Origin of the sequence: Microbulbifer variabilis (assembly GCF_023716485.1) — a bacterium.
In the GTDB taxonomy this organism is placed as follows: Bacteria; Pseudomonadota; Gammaproteobacteria; order Pseudomonadales; family Cellvibrionaceae; genus Microbulbifer; species Microbulbifer variabilis_B.
In genome coordinates this window covers 1912561-1932674 of sequence record NZ_CP092418.1, presented here as the reverse complement: position 1 = coordinate 1932674, position 20114 = coordinate 1912561, and the positions used below count along the sequence as shown (strand labels likewise).

18 protein-coding genes are annotated in these 20114 nt (G+C 45.7%); 1 reads left to right on the top strand and 17 read right to left on the bottom strand.

What is annotated here, in order from left to right; translation table 11 throughout:
• Nucleotides 1-9 precede the first annotated feature (9 nt).
• The 16 genes from MJO52_RS08715 to MJO52_RS08640 all read right to left on the bottom strand — a co-directional run bounded on the left by MJO52_RS08715 (nucleotide 10) and on the right by MJO52_RS08640 (nucleotide 16518).
• The gene (locus MJO52_RS08715; protein WP_252085548.1) at nucleotides 10-753 is read right to left on the bottom strand and encodes an outer membrane lipoprotein-sorting protein; all 744 of its coding nucleotides are present in this window, start codon (nucleotides 751-753) and stop codon (nucleotides 10-12) included.
• 37 nt (nucleotides 754-790) lie between these two features.
• On the bottom strand, nucleotides 791-2020 hold the full coding sequence (locus MJO52_RS08710) for an ABC transporter permease (RefSeq protein WP_252085547.1): 1230 nt from the start codon (nucleotides 2018-2020) through the stop codon (nucleotides 791-793).
• A gap of 2 nt (nucleotides 2021-2022) precedes the next feature.
• Nucleotides 2023-2727: a hypothetical protein gene (locus MJO52_RS08705; RefSeq protein WP_252085546.1), complete on the bottom strand. Its 705-nt coding sequence runs from the start codon at nucleotides 2725-2727 to the stop codon at nucleotides 2023-2025.
• Nucleotides 2724-3458, bottom strand: a complete 735-nt coding sequence (locus tag MJO52_RS08700) for an ABC transporter ATP-binding protein (RefSeq protein WP_252085545.1) — start codon at nucleotides 3456-3458, stop codon at nucleotides 2724-2726. The genes MJO52_RS08705 and MJO52_RS08700 overlap by 4 nt, the downstream gene beginning before the upstream one ends.
• Complete coding sequence (locus tag MJO52_RS08695) at nucleotides 3458-4192, bottom strand: hypothetical protein (RefSeq protein WP_252085544.1); 735 nt, start codon at nucleotides 4190-4192, stop codon at nucleotides 3458-3460. Before MJO52_RS08695 ends, MJO52_RS08700 begins: the two co-directional genes overlap by 1 nt.
• Nucleotides 4193-4213: 21 nt before the next feature.
• A complete protein-coding gene (locus MJO52_RS08690) occupies nucleotides 4214-4468 on the bottom strand; it encodes an acyl carrier protein (protein WP_252085543.1) in 255 nt (84 codons plus the stop codon).
• A 2-nt stretch (nucleotides 4469-4470) separates the two neighbouring features.
• Nucleotides 4471-5607: a hypothetical protein gene (locus MJO52_RS08685; protein ID WP_252085542.1), complete on the bottom strand. Its 1137-nt coding sequence runs from the start codon at nucleotides 5605-5607 to the stop codon at nucleotides 4471-4473.
• A complete protein-coding gene (locus tag MJO52_RS08680) occupies nucleotides 5604-6518 on the bottom strand; it encodes an alpha/beta hydrolase (RefSeq protein WP_252085541.1) in 915 nt (304 codons plus the stop codon). Before MJO52_RS08680 ends, MJO52_RS08685 begins: the two co-directional genes overlap by 4 nt.
• Nucleotides 6515-8482, bottom strand: a complete 1968-nt coding sequence (locus MJO52_RS08675; RefSeq protein ID WP_252085540.1) for an NAD(P)/FAD-dependent oxidoreductase — start codon at nucleotides 8480-8482, stop codon at nucleotides 6515-6517. The genes MJO52_RS08680 and MJO52_RS08675 overlap by 4 nt, the downstream gene beginning before the upstream one ends.
• Nucleotides 8482-10335, bottom strand: coding sequence for an acyl-CoA dehydrogenase (locus MJO52_RS08670; protein ID WP_252085539.1), 1854 nt, complete (start codon nucleotides 10333-10335; stop codon nucleotides 8482-8484). Before MJO52_RS08670 ends, MJO52_RS08675 begins: the two co-directional genes overlap by 1 nt.
• Nucleotides 10328-11347, bottom strand: coding sequence for a hypothetical protein (locus tag MJO52_RS08665; protein ID WP_252085538.1), 1020 nt, complete (start codon nucleotides 11345-11347; stop codon nucleotides 10328-10330). Before MJO52_RS08665 ends, MJO52_RS08670 begins: the two co-directional genes overlap by 8 nt.
• A gap of 1 nt (nucleotide 11348) precedes the next feature.
• Nucleotides 11349-11876: a hypothetical protein gene (locus MJO52_RS08660; RefSeq protein ID WP_252085537.1), complete on the bottom strand. Its 528-nt coding sequence runs from the start codon at nucleotides 11874-11876 to the stop codon at nucleotides 11349-11351.
• Entirely contained in the window at nucleotides 11873-12709 is an 837-nt protein-coding gene (locus tag MJO52_RS08655; protein WP_252085536.1) for a hypothetical protein, read from the bottom strand. The genes MJO52_RS08660 and MJO52_RS08655 overlap by 4 nt, the downstream gene beginning before the upstream one ends.
• Nucleotides 12706-13746 (bottom strand): hypothetical protein, encoded by a 1041-nt coding sequence (locus MJO52_RS08650; RefSeq protein WP_252085535.1) that lies wholly within the window; start codon nucleotides 13744-13746, stop codon nucleotides 12706-12708. The genes MJO52_RS08655 and MJO52_RS08650 overlap by 4 nt, the downstream gene beginning before the upstream one ends.
• Nucleotides 13747-13749: 3 nt before the next feature.
• Complete coding sequence (locus MJO52_RS08645) at nucleotides 13750-14898, bottom strand: PLP-dependent decarboxylase (protein ID WP_252085534.1); 1149 nt, start codon at nucleotides 14896-14898, stop codon at nucleotides 13750-13752.
• A gap of 150 nt (nucleotides 14899-15048) precedes the next feature.
• Nucleotides 15049-16518, bottom strand: coding sequence for a class I adenylate-forming enzyme family protein (locus MJO52_RS08640; protein WP_252085533.1), 1470 nt, complete (start codon nucleotides 16516-16518; stop codon nucleotides 15049-15051).
• A 1097-nt stretch (nucleotides 16519-17615) separates the two neighbouring features.
• Here MJO52_RS08640 and MJO52_RS08635 point away from each other — a divergent pair.
• The gene (locus tag MJO52_RS08635) at nucleotides 17616-19067 is read left to right on the top strand and encodes a DUF1254 domain-containing protein (RefSeq protein WP_252085532.1); all 1452 of its coding nucleotides are present in this window, start codon (nucleotides 17616-17618) and stop codon (nucleotides 19065-19067) included.
• Here MJO52_RS08635 and MJO52_RS08630 read toward each other — a convergent pair.
• Nucleotides 19061-20077, bottom strand: coding sequence for an AraC family transcriptional regulator (locus MJO52_RS08630; protein WP_252085531.1), 1017 nt, complete (start codon nucleotides 20075-20077; stop codon nucleotides 19061-19063). The two genes, MJO52_RS08635 and MJO52_RS08630, sit on opposite strands and share 7 nt — an antisense overlap.
• Between the last annotated feature and the right edge of the window lie 37 nt (nucleotides 20078-20114).

The window sequence follows — 20114 nt, the reverse complement described above, 5'->3', positions numbered from 1 at the left end:
CTTTCTATATTAATTCAGCTTACCCAATGAAGCCTTCTGGAAAATAGCCTGATCCAATTCCTTGAGATGGTAATCATCGAATTTCATCCAGGTGTAGTTTTCCTGCAACAAGGCATCCACGAGAAGGAGCTTATGTAATTTCAATTCATCGCCAAAGGTTTTATATTCTTTGTAAAAAGCTGTTTTCAGTAGGCGATCTGACCGGGAATAGAATTCACTCTTAAAGGGTGGGTTTCCTTCTGTCTTTTCCATCCACACTTTCACTTTTGCATAAGCCACACCAGAAGCCGTTGAAGTTAACTCCAACAACCAGTAATCCTGCCCTTCGAGGGTTTCTTCTCCAATAATTTCTGCACGATAGTCTCTGGAGAAATTAGTCCCAACAACATCTCCATTACTGGTTTCCCCGATCAGCCGCTGAGACGGTGCAATACGAATAACTCGGCGAGTTCCGGGAATATAGAGCCACATATTGTTACCTTCCTTTAACATGGCCCTCCCCTTTTCACGAGCGGGAGATTCAAAGTGAATCAAAGACTTATCGTTAAACACTTTAACACTGAGCGTATTAGTTCGAGGTTCTTTATCTTTCTTATAGCTGATATTAGTAATATTAAAAACAAATCCTTGATCCTTATACCCCCTAACTTCATCTAATCGATTCACCAGGGATTCAGCCGTTACCTCAGCCACTGCTGGCACGACTAGGGAGAATAAAAACCCAACAAAAAAAATAAAACGGCTTCTTTTCATCTTTTTACCCTACACCTATAAACCTATTGCATTACCGTCAAGTGAATCTCAACGCATTCACTACCGGTATTCTGGAAGCCTTTACTGCTGGATAAACACTAGAAATTAAGGAGACCAAAAAACCCAAGGCAAAGGTTTTGATAAGAATTTCATTAACCACAAATACCCTTATCGGGTAATCCTGAGTACTACCCGGCGGCCGCGGCATCATCCATTCGGCATAAGTAATGCCCTTTGCCGCAAGAATTCCGATAAGCAATCCTACGATGCTACCGATAATACCTAAAAACACAGACTCTAAAAGAATTAAGCCAACTACCTGCGTAGGTGTCCCGCCCATGGCTCGAATAGTCCCGATCTCTCGGGTGCGCTCCATCACAGCCATCAACATGGTATTGGATATGCTTAGAGCTACAATCACCAGGACAATTACGGTGATAAAACCAAACACTCCATTAAATAGGCCAACAACCTGATGATAATAAGCCGCCAAGTCCCACCAGCTTCTTAATTCCAGCCCTAGATTCTGTTGCTTAAATGCCTTACGCAAGGCGTCTACAGCCAGATCGGTTTGTTCAGTTTCTTCAAGCAATACAACCAGCCGGGTTAGATCCGAGGTATAAAGTAATTCCTGCGCAAGTGGCAAATTGACTCTGAGTAAGCGATCATCCAATTCCTTCACGCCAGTGGTCACCACACCGGCTATCTGAATGTCTACCGCATTTATTGCTCCATCCTGGGTGCTTGCAAGCAATGTTAGGTAGTCCCCTACCTGAGCGTCCAGGGAGTTGAACAACCCCTCTCCCAAATGCGCAGCAGCAACATCCTCAGGAAATAGATCTTCACCTTCTACAATATGGATTGCAGAGGAAAGTAGTACCTCTTTTTCAGCATCGATACCAATACCCGATATTGCAATTGACTGCTTCCCATCACTCAGAAGACCATTAAAATTCAGTCGCGGTGCAACAACCAAAGCCTGGCTCTTCTCTTCAATTAGCTGGGTAATCTGCTCTAAGCTGGCAGAGGGAATCAGGTACTTTTCTGGCTCGGCTTTACCATATTGGTTGTAGCCATCGGCATAAATCTGGATATGCCCTAGCTGCGAGCGAATCATGCTTTCACGCATGCCATCGTACATGGACTGAACAAAACCACCGAACACAATCAAGCTGGTACAGCCAAAAATAACCGCCGCAAGGGTGATTATACTGCGTCGACCGTTTCTAAGGATATTTAACAGCGCTACCTTCCAACCCAGAGTCATAACTAAAGTTTCTCCAGGGCCAGGCGAGATTTTTTTGCCCACTCGGTTTCTGAAGCTGTCAACCTTGTCCAGAGTTCTCTGGCTTTATCTGCCTGATCATTACGTTCATAGGCCTGTGCAAGGTAGTAGTCGACAAATGCCTGGAACTCATTACCGTACTTACCACCAATTTTTTGTTGAACTAACTCCAGGTCTTCTACTGCATAGCGGGCCCGTTTCAAGAAGGCCGGCATATTTGCGCAGCTGATGCCCCTCTGCAATCTTGCCCCAAGATTGAAAGGGGCCTGCTTTACTGCCCTATCCATCATGCGATTTCCCCGCCTTGAAAATAAGGATAGCTTTGCCAATTGATCGAGATAGAAACTAGATCGAAAGGAAATTGCCGATCCTAGAGCGGCACTCAACTCTGGATCATTGTTCAGCGTGCTCTTCAATTTGGTCATTTTTTGTTCCAGGGATTCCACTTGTTCAACTCGTGTATCCCCTGAGGAAGTCAGCAATGCCAATTCGGCCAAATACGCAATTTTCTTTTGTTCTGGTGTGGATTCTTCATTTAAATCTTCAACCAGGCGAACTCTCTCGAGGTTAGAAGAGGGGATCTCTGAAGGGGGTATGTACTCCTCAGCAATCACCTTTGGAAGGCTGACAAACAGAAAAAAGAAAACTGTAAGTACCTTCAGAAAATCCTGTGTGCTAAGTATTTTCATACCTCAACCCCCGAACTTGTAATACTGGATCTATCATACCCACTGGCCAGAACGTCACCACTAAGGCGATCACTCACTAACTCTCCATCCAAAATAGTAATCACTCTGGATGCCAGGCTAGTTACATAATCGTCATGTGTTGAAATAACAAAGGTTATGCCCTGCTCTCTATTCAACTTCTGTATCAGCGCCATGATCGTTTCTGAGGTTTTCGAGTCCAGATTTGCCGTAGGCTCATCTGCTAATACAATATCAGGCCGTGTGACAATCGCCCTGGCTATAGCTACCCGCTGCATCTGCCCCCCCGATAACTGGGTTGGTCTTTGCCCAGCCTGTTTTTCAAGGCCTACATCTTTCAGTGCCTGCAGAGCCCTTGCTTTGGCATTCTTCACTCCCCTGAGAGTCAGTGGATACATCACATTTTCCAGGGCAGTAAGCACTGGTATCAAATTAAAGGACTGAAATACAATGCCAATGTGCCGGTTTCGGAATTTTGAACGCTTGTGCTCTCCCAATTTACCGATATTGACACCGCCAACCTGAACAGTGCCGGAATCGCACTGATCAAGAGCCGACAAAATATTAAGCAAAGTACTCTTACCACTACCGCTAGGCCCCTTCACAGCGAGAAATTCGCCTTTTCCCAAGGAAAGAGTGATATCTTTTAGGGCGTCTACCCAGATATCACCCATAGCATAGCGCTTGGATACATTGCGCAATTCAACCAACATTAGGCTTCGCCCAAAGTAATAACCATTTGACTCAACTGCTCACAGGCATCCAGCATGGTAGAAGGACATTCAGCCAAATTTTCTGCTTTCTGGTAATAATCCAGAGCTATATTAAGTTCATTACTATTATCCAACCCTTTAATCATGTAGGCATTAGCGAGAGCCAGATACACAAGTTGTTTGACTTCCCCAGGTAAAGCATCATTATCTTTTTCTATCAGAGCTATGAACCAGTCTTCATCTTCAAACACTCTGTCAAAGTGACCGCTAACTTCACCAACAAAAGAAAAAGTGAGCAGCCGAACCAGTCGCACATTAAAGTCAGAGCTAGCTTGTAGCGCCGCTTCATCCACTTGATTCATCGCTTGACGCAGACGATAAAGTTTATACAACCCCATGGCCGGATCGAACATGGCACCAGCCAACTTACCTTCATTGGAAAAATAGGCTGCTTTAATCAGCATATTTTCAGGATCTTGTTGGTAGGCGGTAGCCAGTAAATTATCCGCTCTATCTATTTCATTGTGGTAGCTGTACAGCTGCCCAAGTTGCAACATTAATTCAGGGTCAGATTGATTCTGATCCAGCTCAGCTGTCAGAAACTCCAATTGTTCAAATTCAGTTTTGCTATAGTCTATCTTTTTGAAGTCAATGGGAGCAGCCCCTGAAAACCAGGCAATAATGTTACCAATCAGAAGACTACTTATTAATATTGTTAGCATTTTCTTAAACATGGGCTACCCCCTAAAAAAGATTTAAATCTCAGCTGAATTTTCGAGCAACTGTGTATCCATTTCCTTTAGGGTAGTGTGCTCATCAAAAACCAGATTTTCTGGGCTCATCACACCAGGATAAAGCTGTTCACAAATCAATATCACTTCAACAATATTGAGTGAATCCACACCCAACTCAGCAATAGGGGTATCCGCATCAACAGAATCAACATTCAGCATAAGAGCGATCTGCTCACAGAGTTCCTGTACTTTGCTCTCTACGACTGCTGTAGACATACCTAATCTCCAGTTACATTACCAACTTTCAAGGGATAGAATCGCAACAAATAATCTAGGGTCAAAGCATATATACATACATGCTGCTCACCTTCAGAGTATTTCTGTTGCCGCTTAATAATCTTGGCGCTAATCATAGGGGGTATAAAAAACCAGATGCGTGAAAGCCATCGGTTTCCGTAAAAAAACACCCTCTGAAAAGACTCATAAACATTAACTATAGGGCTGTCATCCAAAGAGAAAATTTGATTCAGACCACCCTTTTCTTTCAAATTACTCTCGTCGACAATCCTGACCTCCTTACCTAACTCTGCAGCCAGAATATTCAGATGAAAAAGAATAAAAGGATGATACAAATACTCTGCCAGGTAGACATCCCTATCCTGTTCCTTACCAGAAGCTTCCCAGCTCGATTCAAGCTGATCATTAATCTCTCTAACATAGTTTTTCAGATCAATACCTTCAACCTTTCTGGACTTGTGCGCCGCTTTAAAGATATCTGACCTTTGACGATTAAACCCAAATTTTCGCGGCAGGCTATTTTTACTAATTTCGCACAAAAGCTCTTCACAAGCTTCTACTTGCTCAAACACTTGAGCAAAGAACACATGATCGAAAGGTGTAAATAATTGTGAAGCCACCATGGGGAGAAGATTGTATAAGGCCTCCCCTCTGCTTTGAGGCTTTACCAAAGCAGCCTTCAAATTAGGTTCTGTAGCAAGAGTATCATCCAGCCAGATTAATGATTCAGCTGTGATCGTCACCTCATCACCCGGAAAAATCATTCTGACATTTTCCAGCAGGCTTTTTCTTTCAGTAGGAAAACCGAAATATTCAAGCTCAACCAAATAGTTCAGATCGACTTTATCTGCACCTACGGCCAAAAATGAGGACAATTTCGCACTGATGAACAGTTGCTCATTCAGGGTAAAGTAATACAGGGGCAAATTGAACAAATCTGCAACTTTAATGTGAAAGCAATTGCGATCACTTCTCTGGATAACACCCTTATGCTTAACCTCTGATGTGCTCAATAATTTTTTATATTTATCGGGGTATAAGTCCAACACAGAGAACTCCGCACCCACTGCTAGTGTTACAGGTTTTACCCCAGAAATATCATAAACCATTTGTTTCACAAAGCAGCCTCCAATCGCCTCTCTACCACCTTATCGAGCCAGCTGGAGATCGGTTTAGCCGAAGCTGAGATAGCTGACATATGGGTAGCATTGGGAATCTCAGTTAAATAGGATTCTACTTTAGGTGAGATATACCAATTCATTACCGTATATAAGGTATGTGCATCGACTACTTCATCGTACTGGCCCACGGTGATATGACACGGGATATCAATACTGGCGAATAGATCGGTATATCTCTTAATAGTGTAAGCACTAAGTAAGTTGAAGCTACAATCAAGTACCCTACCCTGATTACCAGCAGCTGAACCTACTGGAGGGAAGCTTAAAACAGGCATCCGCCTGAATGCAGGAATAAGCATCGCCAGCCAATATTTCCAAAGATTTATTTTGGGCAAATTTTGCTGCTCTGGGCCCGCCATTGGTCTGCTGTGTCGCCGTTTACGAAAATAGCGGATAAAGTACTCAAGTCCTGAAGTGGCAATATCATACTTTCGAGTTTCTTCTGCCTGGGTTAGCGGTGGTGCTATAGCAAAAAAACCCACGATGTCCTTGGTACCATATATTCCGAGGTATCTCAGAGAGGCAAGAGAGCCGGCGCTATGCCCACCGAGTACAAAACGGCGAACTCCTCTCTCCTTGAGGTGCGCTATCAGATCCTGCAGATCATCCTGTAATTGGTTCGGATAATCCAGATCTCCAGGACGCCCCTCACTTTTCCCATGCCCTCGCCAATCCGGTAAGCAAATGGACATTCCCTGTTTGTGTAGCATTCGCCCAAACATTAAATACCACTGACTGCTAAAAGTGCTGCCGTGCATACATATGAGCGCGGTCTCTGTATCTTCTGCTGGCAGCCAGCGAAATGCCAGATTCTTACTATCACGCGCTTTGAAAAACTCTTGAATCACACCGCCTCCACTACAGGACTTTCTGAGGCTTGTTGATCCATTCCCATAGCTTTTCTCTGGTCAATTACAGAATCCATAATGCTGTCGGATTGGCTACGTGCAAATGCCAAGAAAACCGGTACCATACCTGGCATCGCAATGTATTCCTGATTTTGAGACCAGAGCGATTTGGCTTTTTTAGCGAGCTTGTCAAGTTCATCTATAGTTAGCTCTCCGGAAGAATCCTTAATTTCCAGTGCTTCCGTATGGAAAGAGTCTTCCGTCACTCTAACTTGAACAGGGCGCTCCGCCTCATCTGAGAGTATTCCTGAGAATTTTTCAGAAATTTTCTCCAGCAACCACCCCTTGTCGGCAGTGCTTAAATTGGGCCTCCCCAATAAATCCGGCAACAATATACTTTGCTGAACTACCATTTTGTTAGCTAGCCCAGGGAAATCCAATTTGGCCTCAATCACCTTGAGAAATATCTCAACCCACAGCTTTACCCTTAAATCAATGCGCCAACCATCCCGACCAGCAGTACCCATCAGGTAGACAAAATACTTGTAATGATCCGCTCCAGACTCAAAAAATCCTTCATCATTCCTACGGTAATAACGACCTTCCGATTTAAGAACTTTCGCGGTATCTATCAACTGCCTCTGCAATATAAGCTCCAATGCCATATAACCCCGGCGCAGGTAACTTTTACGTTGCCAGTACTCCTGATCCAGGTAACTGTCTGACATATAGTCCCAGGCGATTTCCAGAAAATAAGCAGCAGTGTTATATGCCAACAGAGGTGAGCAAAGCTCAGCAGAATCAATAACCGGGTATACATTGGCCACATGAGCATAGAGGCCTTGATAAAACTCTTTTACGGTCTGATTCGCAATGGCTAGCTCCTGATTCAGTATATTCTGGGCTTTACCTCTATCAGGTTCAGCGAGATCCATAAGGATATATTTACAGATATGATCATTAAACAAAGCGATCATATCGCCACCACCACTGAACAGGGGATCAAGAAACATAGAGGCAAAACCAGAGGTAGCCCAACGATCGGGGAAAATAAATTCATCCGCACGATAGGCAAGCTGCCCCCAAGCTTCAAAATCCACCAGCTCAGCGCCATCTAACAATTCTGAAATTGCCTGATAATTCATCAGGAATTCCAGGAAGCTTTCACGCTTGGTGGGTGGTTTTTCAAACTTATCCTTTTCACCGACAATTCCGACACTGGTGTAGCCACCACTCAGTGGAATAAACCACACCCAATAGCCATCTCCGGAAAAATGATTGGTAGATAAGAAACGGCCAAAAGCCCGTTTTCTCCAAGATTCATCTCCCATGGAGTCAATATCCCGGATATTCTTGAAGCGTCCCCAGGAAGAGAAGTGCTCGGGTACATTCTCCTGGCGTGTTAACTTTTTATGTTTCTTTGCAAAGCGATTGCGCCCACTACAATCCACCAACCAGCGGGCTGCAATCTCAGTGTTGCAATCAGCCACAGACAGCTGAATGGAATGACGGTTATCGTCAGACTCAATACTGAGGCCCTTGGCTTTCACACCCATAAGAACTTGAATACCATCTTCCCGGTTCATTTCAACCAGGTCCGCCTCCAGGCGAGCTCTGTCCAGCTGGAAGGCTGGATGAGGCGGAATACTAGTAGTTCCGTGCTCACTCATTTCGGTTAGAGACAAGCTGTGATCAGGTTTATCAAAGAAAAAGCGCAAACCGTTTTTCGGAAGGTGGTTCCTATAGAGATAATTAACCAAGCCCAACTGCTTCATAAAGTAATGGCCGGTCATCTCAACAGTAGCCTCCCCCACTTTTGCACGGAAACTATCACTGGCTTCTACAACCAAAATTGAAACATCCTGGCCACCGCGTCTAATTTGCCGAGCCAGAGTCAACCCGGCCCAGCCACCGCCAATGATGACAACGTCATATTCTTTTTGTATTTGATCGAAAGCATTCATCACAGCGATTCCACCCCAGTGAGAAGAGAATCCCATACGGGAGAGTCAACCTGACAAAATGAATCATGATCCTGAATAATGTCCATCACCATCTTGGTTCTGGGTAATTCATTCCTGATAAAGAATTTAGCGCTAGTGACCTTCGACTCGTAGAAAGCTTTATCCCCCTCTCCTTTACTCAGGCGACTGGATGCACTACAGGCAGCTTCTAGCAACAACCAGGCAAGAGTAATGTCCCCCATCATGTGCAGAATACGAGTACTGTAAGCCGGAATTTTGAACATCTCTTTGGTCCTGACCCACACATGTACGGTTTTCAGGACAGTCTCCAAGTGCTCAAAGGATTCTTGAAGGCGGCTAAATTCGGTTTTGAAATTGGGGAAATCACCCGCTCTATTAATAAATGATTCAAACTCACTCTTATAAATTTGAAACAGCTTGCTGGAGTTGCCCAGCCCTAACTTATCTCGGATAAGATCCTGGCTTTGGATATAATTAGTTCCTTCCCAAATGGCGAGTACCTTGATATCCCGAGCATACTGCTCAATACCCAATTCTTTCAGGTAACCTTGGCCACCACAGGTCTGAATGGCCAGTTCACAAATGCGCCATGCCTGATCACTGATATAGGCTTTCACCACGGGAGTCAGCAGGTTTACCAGCCCCTGATGATAGGTAGCCTCAGTTTTCTTAGCCTCATCCCCCTCGAATGTCTTGAGTAAGCTTTCAGATAGGGTCAGCTTGGCGATCAAGGCCCTGCAGCCCTCAACCTTGGATTTCATTTCCAGTAACATGCGCTGCACATCTACATGCTCAACAATATTGACCCTGCTTGCCGTAGCGCTGAAGCTTTCATGAAAACGTTTACCCTGAATGCGTTTACTGGCATAGGCTAGAGCGTTGTAGTAAGCCGAGGAAGCCATTCCCAGGGCATAAACCCCTGTGCTAATTCTTGCCTGATTCATCAGGGTCAAGAACTGCAATAATCCAACATTTTCCCGATCACCTAGTAAATATGCACGGCATTGGCCATTCTTGCCGAAGGTAAGGTGAGTATTGGCACAACCTTTAAAACCCATTTTGTCAGCAAGGGAGATACATTCAACATGATTAAACTCTCCTAGGCTACCATCTTCTTCAACCCAGTATTTGGGTACGATAAAGCAAGACAAGCCATAGGTTCCCGAGCCACTCTTCTCCCCTCTACCCATCACAAAGTACAAGGTATTATCTGTTAGGTCGTGCATACCAGCACTGATTAGGTACTTTTCGCCGGTGAGTAAATAGGTACCGTCTGCTTGCCGCGCGGCCTTGGTATCGACCAGGGAAACATCACTGCCAGCCTGTGGCTCAGTCAAACAAAGGCAAGAAGTCCACTCAGAAGTAGCCAATTTGTCCTTAAATAGTGCTTTTTGAATTTCTGAACCATATTTTTCTACCAGGGTAGAAGATGGCAAACAAAAACCACCATAGGTCATAAAGCTGGGGTTGGCCCCCATAAACATTTCTAACAGCATTTGCATTATAAAGGGCGGAAGATCGGTTACCTGACCGCCACTGCTAGAAGATAAGTCTCCCCATTCCTCTTTAAAACGACTCCACATCTCCGGAAAAGAGGAAGGCAGCTGTACCTTGCCATCAACCAAGTGGCAACTTTGTTCATCAGCCTCTTGATAACCTGGTCCCAATACCTCAGTAGCAAATTTTTTCGCACGCTGCAGAACATCATCTACGATTTCAGCAGAGCAATCACTATAGCGTGGGTGCTCAAATAGTGTTTTGGCCTGATGAAACTGGTCTTCAATAAGAAATTTAAATTCCCGCAAATCAGACTTATAGATATTTCTACCCATGTTTGGCTCCTTGATTTTCCAAGAGTGACCGCCAGCTGCCGGAACCCAGCACCCAGTGAAATATTTGATTATGTCTTCCCCGGTATTTTTTCTGGGGATAAATCATGGCGCCGCGAACATGAGGAAGGTGATCCTGGCCGTATGCATCTTCGAGACTTTGTGCTGCATTAAAACCCTGATAAGCCTCTTCAAGAGAAACGGTCTCTGTGTTCACCAGACGGGAAAGCAGCTGTCCATTTGCTTGTGGGGTTCTGTGTACCCGGAGGCAACCAGCCCTACCACCGCCACCAAGAGTGATTATCCAGAGACCTTCAATTTCGTCTCTCAAACAATATTTATCAATCTCCGCAAGAGGCTTAATACTAAGATAGTGAAGCCCATCAAGCTCAACACTAGGCAGCCAATGAGTTTTATCCTCATGAGAAAAGCCTTTCAGCAATCCTTTCGCCCAGCGAGATTGAATATCAAAGGACACTACACGGCAGGAATTGTCCAGATCAGTCGCCATTAATTTCTTGAGGTTTTGCACCAGCTCAGGCGCCCCATTGAGTGATGGCGCTTGCGATAAAATATCACAACTGGAAATTTGGCATAAACTCCGTTCGTGGTAATGCCTACATAACCAGGAAACTGCCACTCCTGTAATCACATCCAAACCGTCCTGCCCAGGCTTTATTCCTATACCCAGGGCATCCAGGCATTCCTGCTGCCGCTCTTTACCCAGCTCTAAATTTATAACTAGGGCGTCTTCTTCATGACGTTTGGAATAACTTAAAAGCGCAGCATGAAAACTGGTACATGCACTACCTACAAATTGAATGTTATGCCCAGCCTCTTCCAGCTGAACTAGAAACTCAACAACCGGTCGCTCCAGTAACACATTAGCCTCGCCGGCTGAAACGATATATACAAGCTCTGGGATATAATCCAATCCTGAAAGGTAATGGTTTAGGGAGTTCAACAGTTGCTCTGTTTCCCCTTTATGATCAACCCAGAGGCTTCTTATATACATTTTATGCGGTTCCTTCCCTGGCCATTTTTTCAATGGCACCAAAACCTAATTCCAATAATTTTTCAGAGTATAAAGAAACTAATTTTTCACAGTTCTCTGTAGCAGATATCCTGATGTGAATACTATTATTGCCTGCTTCCAGAGGGTGTCGTACCAAGTTATCCTCAATAACCAGATACGGTTTGCCCTCCCTTTGTAAGATATATTCCTCAGCCTGAATATCCTGCAACATTAAGACCCGCTCATGTAGAAATACTTTTGGCATTCTTCCACCAGCAGGCATCTGCATTCTCATCAAGATTGTTTCGATCAAAACCCCAGATTGATCCAAGCACTCCAATAGCTCAACCAAGAGTTGATAGTGCTCAGCAAAGCTTAAAAGTACTGGAGTTGTACCCACCGGTAACTGAGAAATTGCTAGAAAATCAGATTCACCTTTCAAGGGCAATGTCTGGGCTGCGCAAAGTTTAGGGGTTTGCGGATAGGGATTGCGCAGTAACCTACTGGAAAGCTCTATCACTTTACTCATACCGCCTCCGCCAAGTAAAAAGTGCTACCCTGGTCAACCCTAACTTCAGCCGTACAGTAATAGCCATTGAGAGCAATAGAACATACCAATAGCTTCTCTTCCTCTTGGAATCTACCCTCAACTCCGTGGCTAATAATGTTTAACCAGGGATCACTACCAAAACAGTGCCCCCACCTTTCATGAAGATCGGGAAGCTGCTGGAAACTACTGAGTAAACGGGTAAATATTTGTCGTATGTTTTCTGGAAAAAATGGCAAAGATAAAGTTAGATCCTTCCCAGCACTGGCCATCTTTCTGATAATTGTTGCAAACTCTGGTGTTGTGTTATAGGTAACCGCACAACCGGCTGTAATATCTTCCACTCTGAATGAGTCGACTTCCAAGAGCAATGTGCATAAACCAAAGCCGCTCCTGCCCCAATTTTCATTACTCTGCCAAAAGCTTAAATCCAGCACATTGGCATCCAGAATACTGACTAGTACATAACGTACAGCTGGATTTTGTCGCAAGTAATAGCGCAGGCTGTAACCCCAGGATGCACACTCATAAGTGTTCACAAAACTGGTCACAGGAATACTTGGTCGATTTTTCAGAGAGTTTAAATCGTCCGTATTAACGGCCCCAGTCGTAAAAGGTAGCTCAATCATGGTTGAACAAAGAAAGTGTCGGTTAATCTCAGCCCTTACCTCCTCTGGAATAACCTCTGTTACACGAGCACTCTGTTCAGATATAATTTCACCGATTTGTGCGAAGGCTTCTTGCAAGCCTCCACTCTCTGCAAAAGTAATATTTTCTATGGGGGTAAATGCCGCTGACTTCAGGTATAAGCTCATAGCCGATGCCCTTTCGCCTTACTATAAATCTCGAAAAAGCAGCGGTAGGAACTTCCTTCCATCTTGGTAAACGCCAGCAAATCCCGCTGGCGAGTTTTGCTTTGTACCTTACCCGAAGATACCAAGTGCAAAAGTAATTCGTTACTGGCAAATTTTGTTGCCAGCACTCTATTCACACTATGCATTGAGAAGATGGTGGCCGAGGTTTGCTCATTACAGAGATAAATCAGATACTCGACAATCTCCTGATCCGCAACAGACAACTCAACCTCCCCTTGATCTCGTAACCAAAGCACAAAGTGCATCAGAGACTTCACAAAACGGGGACGCACAAGTGTCAGGAAGCGATTAACACTCCCCAGACCACCTTTGCTAAGCAGCATTTCTTTAGTAACTGGGACACGACCACGGCAGTTCCCCAGTTGCAGCTTGCCATCCAGGAAGGGCTCACCAACAGATGACTGCTTCAATTCAGCACAGAGTTCAGGAGGCAGCATCAATGTAACTGGGAATGGCCTTGCTGCCTGTTTGGCAACAACCATGGCAAACCCTAGCTTTTGTGCCTCTATACCATGAATTTTATTGATATTAAGCTGCAAAACACCATCATCATCCTGTATCTCAGTCTTCCAGCTCTGCAGGCTTGGGCCACCGGGGTCTGTCATCAAGAAGTGACCAAAAATCCCCTGCTCCACCCAGTTATTCACTTGAGCCAGCTGATCTTCAGTCGCCGTCAGACTCATCATGATGGAACCAAACAGTCCTATCATTTCATGGAAATGGTGGGCCAACCCCTCATCGCGCACCTTGTCAATAATTTGATCAATAACAAAAGTTTGTTCAAATTGTTCTAGTGGCTGCTTGACCGATGGCTCTCGAAGAGGGGCAGGCTCTGTCAGAGGGTCTTCAATGATCATTGAAGCGTCGAACAGACGCACACAGGCCTCCTCAAGAAGCCCTTGCAGTGAAGCTGGCACTGGAGAAACGGAAGAAAGCTGATTGATTACAAAGCTGCCGGCAATAGATTGCAGTTCCATAAGTTACTCCATGAGGTAGGATTTAGCAGAAGGTAAACTCAGGAATGGAGCAACGGTATAGCTCGCGTTATAGGCTCCACAATTGCTGAAAACAGCCAAGTCGCCAGGCTGTACAGGCCCGCCTTTTATTTCACCGATCACATCTTCCTTGTTACAGGAAGTACCTACCAGCAAACAGCTCTCTGTACTGCTCTCAAATTCCAATATTTCATCGCCACGCAATATCAGTGGCTGACTGAAGCGTTTAAAAGTACTTTCCGTTTTCGCTAAAAGGAAGTTCTGCGCCATGCCGCCATCACAGATTCCGTACTGCTGCCCTTCTATCGATTTCACGTAGCGAATCTGAGTTACAAAATATCCCGCACTGGCAACCAGAGCACGCCCACTTTCGTGGGCGACTTTTATGTGAGAGGGAAATTCACCAAGTAATTCCCTATATTGTTCAAAATTAAAATCAATACTTTCCCAATTCAGATCAAAGCCACCGCCAAGGTTAACTAAATCAATGGCATAGCCGAGCTCCCTCTCAAATTTCTCAACTATTTGCAAAGCTGCTTGTGCAGTATTAAAAGCGAGCTTTGCGAAATTATAGGATCCTCGGAACACATGGAATCCAGCAACTTTCAACTCATGTTTTTTACAGAATGCCAAGGCCGTTTCAACATCACTCCAACCAAAGCCAAAGTGGTCTCTTCTCGTGGTTACCGGAGCCTTCTCAAATTGATCCAAGGTACTGGGGTTCAAACGAAGTATCAGCGGATTAATCGGACGCTTCCCCTGAAACTCCTTAACGATTTCTAACTGGGATAGATTATCGATCACCAGTGTGCACTTACTTGCAATTGCCGCTCTGAGGAAACTTTTATCTGCGGAAGGGTTATTGATATAGCGAGGGCTTTCACCTCGAGGGAGAAGATTCAACTCCCCCACAGAGGCAATTTCAACTCCATCTTCAAAAACATGACCACTACGTACGACAAGATCAAGGCAGCTATTCGCCTTTAGGGAATATATGAGAGATGTTCCCAGGCGGCCTTTCAGTTTTTGGTAGTTATCGGCAATATCTTTTAGGGAGTAGACATAGCACGGTGTTGAAAAGTGTTGCCTTTGCTGGCTCAGCTGGGCAACGAGCTTTTCCAATGAAGCTTTCATGATATCACCAGGATAAATTTAAATTCATTCTTATATAGGGCACAAATATTTCAGCCGTATTTACGACTTACCGGTCTAAAATATTATTTATTAATAAGCTAGTACGCTGCCCGCCGACCAAATAGTCTCAGTATTTCCAACTGAGAAAACTCATGCTTGAAGCTCTTGTTCAAGTTTTTTCTTATCAATTTTGCCGTTTGCTGTTAGGTCGATTGATTCAACAAATCGCACTTCCCTCGGAGTGTAATCAGCATCCAGATTCTCTTTCAACCACACTTTGAGCTGCTGTTGATTTTCGGGCGTGTTTTCCTGCAGTTCAACTACACAAACCGCAACCTCATTTTGAAACTTATCTAAAGAACCGAGCACTACACTGAGGTGTACCAACGGGCATGTATCAATTACGGCTTCCAAATCTTTGGGGAAAAGGCAAAAACCTGCTTGCTTGATCAGATCCTTGGAGCGCCCCCTGAAGTAATAGAAGCCCTCCTGGTCCCGACTAAATAAATCACCAGTAGCAAGCCAGTTATCATCCCGGTACAGACCATTAAAGATTTGTGCCCCCCCTTGAGCACAGGGATCGTAATATGCCTGCATAACTCCGGAGCCACGCACGAAAAGCTCACCAATTTCATTGGCCTCGGCCTCTCTATAGGCGTTGCTGCCGGCATCCATCAGAAAAATTCGAGCATCTAGGCCGGGAATAGGCTTACCCACAGACCCCATCTTCTGCTCCCAAAGCTCCGGTTCCAGATAAAGGGCCCTTTTGCACTCAGTGAGACCATACATTGAGAAAACATCGAGCGCCGGACAATATTCTTTCCAAGTGCGAATGACATACTCAGGTAGGTGCCCACCAGTATTGGTTAAAGCGCGAAGTACAGAAAGATCAGGTTTTACCAGTGTCAAAAGTTTTGCCAAGGCAGCCCCCATCGCCGGAACAATGGGTAACACTGAAATTTTCTGATCAGATATTACTTTCAAAGCATGAAGAGGGTTGAACGTTTTATCGTAAAGAATTGTTGAGCACCCCGTTTTGAGGGCAAACAACACCTGGTATAAACCGTAATCAAATGACAATGGTGAAAGGCAGAGTATGCGATCCGTCTCAGCCAAGCGAAGATACTGCGAGAGTGAATCCAGAGAAGTAAGCACATTCTGGTGGGTGAGCATTATGCCCTTTGGCTTACCGGTACTTCCCGATGTATAGATAATGAGGGCCAGGTCAACACCTGTCACCCTGACAGGTGTGTTGAGTTCAAATAATCGCTGCTGCGGTCGATAAGTAGCCAGCGAAATAACTTTTTCACCTTCCACAATGGCCTTGGCATTGCAGTCGCTTGCTATTGCACTCACTGCGGATTGTGAGGCATCACCCTTGACGGGAACCACCACCAAACCGAGGTGCCAGGCCGCCAACATTGTTGCCACTGTAGGAATATCGTTTTGCGCTCTGATTACCAGCCTGTCTCCATGGACCAACGGAGTATCGGCCAACTGCAAAAGAGACAGAGCCCTCTCACAGCATTGATTTGATAAGTTTTCCCCAGTCAGATTTTCAAGGCTTCCACTCCAGAAGCCACTAATAACCCTATCGAACAGGTCGGCAAGCGAGAACATCATTAGTCCAAATATTTTTTTTAAAAATTATTCTATAGCTCCCGACTTCCCCCCAAAAAAGAAACTGGAGCTACCTAGATGGCACGATCATTTTATAAAGTGAGCTCTCCATAATGACAAGCATTATCTTGAAATCCTGTGATGAAGTTTTCATTCCGGCTCATGCAGTTCAGGAAAGTCATAATTTCCTAAATTTTTTTTATGTTGACTTTTGATTATTATTGAACAGGACATTCAGCAGAAAAATAATTTTATTGGTGGGCAGCAAAGGGAAACTATTTTTTAGTGACACCTTGAATTCCGCAAATCGGTTATTAATGTGCAAATTATTTCCATTATTAATGAGGTTTATCTCTAAAGTATCTCGCCACTCCCAATAGCCACATGAACAACCTAAACCTTTAAAGTTGACATTATATCTTTAAGTTGTTGACCTTTTGTTACATTAAACATCTAACAAAAAAATTATTTACTGTGCTTCTCGGCATTAAATGCATCAGGCACCACGAGCTCAGAGCCAACACAGCCATTCCAGTGCGCTCTTTGGGGAGTTATTGGCGACACTTCCATCAGGCTAACGGCCAAATCCTTAACAAGAATTGGTGGAAAATTAAGCCAAAAAAGGCTTTTAGAAGAAGCGGCTAATATAATCAGACCAACGCTTGATTTTGATCATGAAGAGTCTTGCGGGATTCACTTGGCTTTTAATTTCATGCGACACAAATAGTTTCACTGGAAACAATATAGGCAAGGCAGAAGCCGATTTATTGGCTTCCAGCCGCCGCAAAAACCTGAACCATTAGTCACTAAATATTTCCCAGGATGTGCTTGCGTCGATAGTTTTTTGAACCGCATTCCGGTCAATGCATCTCGCTACAGAAGTTGTAAACGATAAAGATGATTTATGTGATTTGCAGCCCGAGTTTTTACTGCATCAGTCTTATGAGCTGTCATAGAAAATCAAAGAGGAATTGAGATTGAACAGTTGGCCATTGCCGCTCACCCACCAGCCGCAAAAATCCAACATAAACTCGCGGATGATTTTTCTCACTCCATTAATCCTCATTGCGCTATTGCATCCTAACCTAAGCGCTGATGTGAGTAGGGAGTCTGTAGAATCCATTAGTACACCAGATAAAGTAGAAAGCAGCATTGGGCTGCTCAAGTTTCGCGATGGCGCCCCTTATCCCGATACGGCAGAGAAACTCTACGACTACCTGGATCATATGCGTGCAGTAGATAGCTTCTTAAAAGGCATTCAAGGAGCCTCGGTGCACGGATTAATGAAAGGCGCTCGTGAGCTGGGAGCTAAAGCCGCCAATGAGGTTTTAATCTTTGATCGGCTGATGAATTCTGAATCTCTATTTCTAACCGGAAACACATCGACGATTTACACCCTCGCCTTTCTGGATCTCAAGCGCGATGGACCCACTGTGCTGCATTCACCACCAGGGGTTTCGGGAGCATTTAATGATGCCTGGTTCCGCTATGTGGAGGACATTGGTCGCTCCGGGCCAGATAAAGGGCGCGGCGGTAAATATCTGGTTCTTCCGCCAGACTACAAAGGCAATCTGCCCTTTGGGTATTTTCCCGTCTACCCTCGCTCTTTTCGAGTATGGGTATTTATGCGCTCACCTGGGGAACAGCCATTGGAAGCCGCCGCCCAAAGTGTCAAAGACCACCTCAGGATTTACCCCCTCTCCAGAAAGGGAACTCCCCCGCCGATGGTGTTCATTAGCGCTTCGGGCAAGGCCTTCAATACCATTCATCCCAACAACTACAAATTTTATAAACACCTCAATGAAGTCATTCAGTACGAATGGATTGGCATGCTGAACCCGGAAACCCGCGGCCTGTTTGCCTCTATTGGTATCGAAAAAGGCAAAGCGTTTAGCCCCGATGAACGCATGACCAAGATCCTTACCGATGCCGTTGCCATCGGCAATGGCATCGCCCGCTCTATCGTCTGGTATCCCCGCACCGACAAATCCCTTGCCGATATCAAGATCTACCCCGGCACCGACAGCGCCTGGGTAATGGCATTTCCCGGCAAGAATATTTTCTTTAATGGCCCCGATGGCAAAACCATCAATAGCGATGCACGGGTCAGCTATTTCTACCCCTACACTGGAGTAAGTCCGGCAATGATTGCCCTTGAGCCCGGCAAGGGCTCTGATTACGCCATCGCCTTTGTTGATGAAAATAAGGAGCCCTTCGATGGTGCCAAGAAGTACAAACTGCACTTGCCGCCGGAGGTGCCTGTCAACGCTTTCTGGGCCGTTAATATCTACGACAGCCAGACCCGCTCACAGCTCAAGACAAGCCAGAAATTCCCCTCGGTAAGCAGCCAGAGCAAAGGGATCAAACAAAATTCCGACGGCTCTTACGACATCTACTTTGGTCCCCAAGCCCCCAAGGGCTTCGAACACAACTGGCTGGAGACAGTGCCGGGCAAGGGTTTTTTTGTGATATTGCGACTCTATGGCCCCCTGGGGCCCTGGCTGGAGAAGACCTGGCGCCCAGGAGAGGTTGAGCCCACAGACTATTGATCGGCAGGGGCCAGCCGGCGACGGTAGTTACGCGGCGTATCCGAAAACCACCGCCGACAAGCGCGCTGAAAAGTGCTCTGCTCCGCATATCCCAGCAGCCCGGTAATCTGTCCCAGAGCCAGCCCGGTATTTGCCAAGTACTCCGCAGCCATCTCCCTACGCACCAGGTCCAACAAGGCATCAAAGCGCAAACCCTCACCTGCCAGACGTCTCTGCAGAGTACGTGGGTGCAGGCTTAAGTGGGCCGCGACCACCCCCACCTGATACTGGCCAGTAGGCAGCAATTGCCGCATCAAGTCCCTAACCTGTGTACTCAGAGAGGCATCAGAAGAAACAGACTGCTGCTCTAAATAATTGATGGCCAACCGTTTGGTAACCGGATCGGCACAAGCGAGCGGAGTATCCAGCTGCTGTGCCGGGTACTCCATGGCGCAGTAACCGGAAAGGAATTCCACCGGGCAGGAAAAGTATTCAAAGTAATCGGCGGGATCGGTCAGAGCGGCATGTGGCAACAGGACTCGCTGCGGTGCCACATTCGCGCCCATCAGCATTTGCAACATCACCAGCGCATTCCCCAAGGTTTGCTCATGGATCTGGTGAAAGCACGATAAAGCCGGATCGAGTTGATCGAATACCACGCGCTCTAAAGTACCACCAGGGACCGATTCAATCCGCAAGTGAATAGCGGGGCTGTGCAATGACATAAACCTAGCCACCGCCAGAATCGCCTCTCTGGCCGACGTGGAGTTGCAGGCTATCACCGCAATCCCCCCCAATCGATCGACCCCCTGTCTTACTGCCAGACGAAGGGCAAAGTCAGCGCACTCTAACCGCTCGGCGGTTAGCTCCAGCAAGCGCGCTACATCCAAGTGTGACAGCAAGCGGCTATCCGATATGACAATATCCTCAGGAAGACTGAATTTCGTAAGAAATGTGCGGGCATCTCCTCCAAGCTCCGATGCCAGTTCGCTATACCCCGTAAGCACACTGGCTCGTATCAAACTACCCATTGCTCCTCCAGGGCGCCAGCTGACGCCTCAAGATAAT

Bases quoted from the DNA above. Each gene is read 5' to 3' on its own strand.
- MJO52_RS08660 (WP_252085537.1), bottom strand. From the start codon at position 11,876: ATGAGTAAAGTGATAGAGCTTTCCAGTAGGTTACTGCGCAATCCCTAT.
- MJO52_RS08630 (WP_252085531.1), bottom strand. From the start codon at position 20,077: ATGGGTAGTTTGATACGAGCCAGTGTGCTTACGGGGTATAGCGAACTG.
- MJO52_RS08645 (WP_252085534.1), bottom strand. From the start codon at position 14,898: ATGAAAGCTTCATTGGAAAAGCTCGTTGCCCAGCTGAGCCAGCAAAGG.
- MJO52_RS08655 (WP_252085536.1), bottom strand. From the start codon at position 12,709: ATGAGCTTATACCTGAAGTCAGCGGCATTTACCCCCATAGAAAATATT.
- MJO52_RS08715 (WP_252085548.1), bottom strand. From the start codon at position 753: ATGAAAAGAAGCCGTTTTATTTTTTTTGTTGGGTTTTTATTCTCCCTA.
- MJO52_RS08665 (WP_252085538.1), bottom strand. From the start codon at position 11,347: ATGTATATAAGAAGCCTCTGGGTTGATCATAAAGGGGAAACAGAGCAA.
- MJO52_RS08675 (WP_252085540.1), bottom strand. From the start codon at position 8,482: ATGAATGCTTTCGATCAAATACAAAAAGAATATGACGTTGTCATCATT.
- MJO52_RS08670 (WP_252085539.1), bottom strand. From the start codon at position 10,335: ATGGGTAGAAATATCTATAAGTCTGATTTGCGGGAATTTAAATTTCTT.
- MJO52_RS08640 (WP_252085533.1), bottom strand. From the start codon at position 16,518: ATGTTCTCGCTTGCCGACCTGTTCGATAGGGTTATTAGTGGCTTCTGG.
- MJO52_RS08690 (WP_252085543.1), bottom strand. From the start codon at position 4,468: ATGTCTACAGCAGTCGTAGAGAGCAAAGTACAGGAACTCTGTGAGCAG.
- MJO52_RS08650 (WP_252085535.1), bottom strand. From the start codon at position 13,746: ATGGAACTGCAATCTATTGCCGGCAGCTTTGTAATCAATCAGCTTTCT.
- MJO52_RS08695 (WP_252085544.1), bottom strand. From the start codon at position 4,192: ATGTTTAAGAAAATGCTAACAATATTAATAAGTAGTCTTCTGATTGGT.
- MJO52_RS08710 (WP_252085547.1), bottom strand. From the start codon at position 2,020: ATGACTCTGGGTTGGAAGGTAGCGCTGTTAAATATCCTTAGAAACGGT.
- MJO52_RS08700 (WP_252085545.1), bottom strand. From the start codon at position 3,458: ATGTTGGTTGAATTGCGCAATGTATCCAAGCGCTATGCTATGGGTGAT.
- MJO52_RS08705 (WP_252085546.1), bottom strand. From the start codon at position 2,727: ATGAAAATACTTAGCACACAGGATTTTCTGAAGGTACTTACAGTTTTC.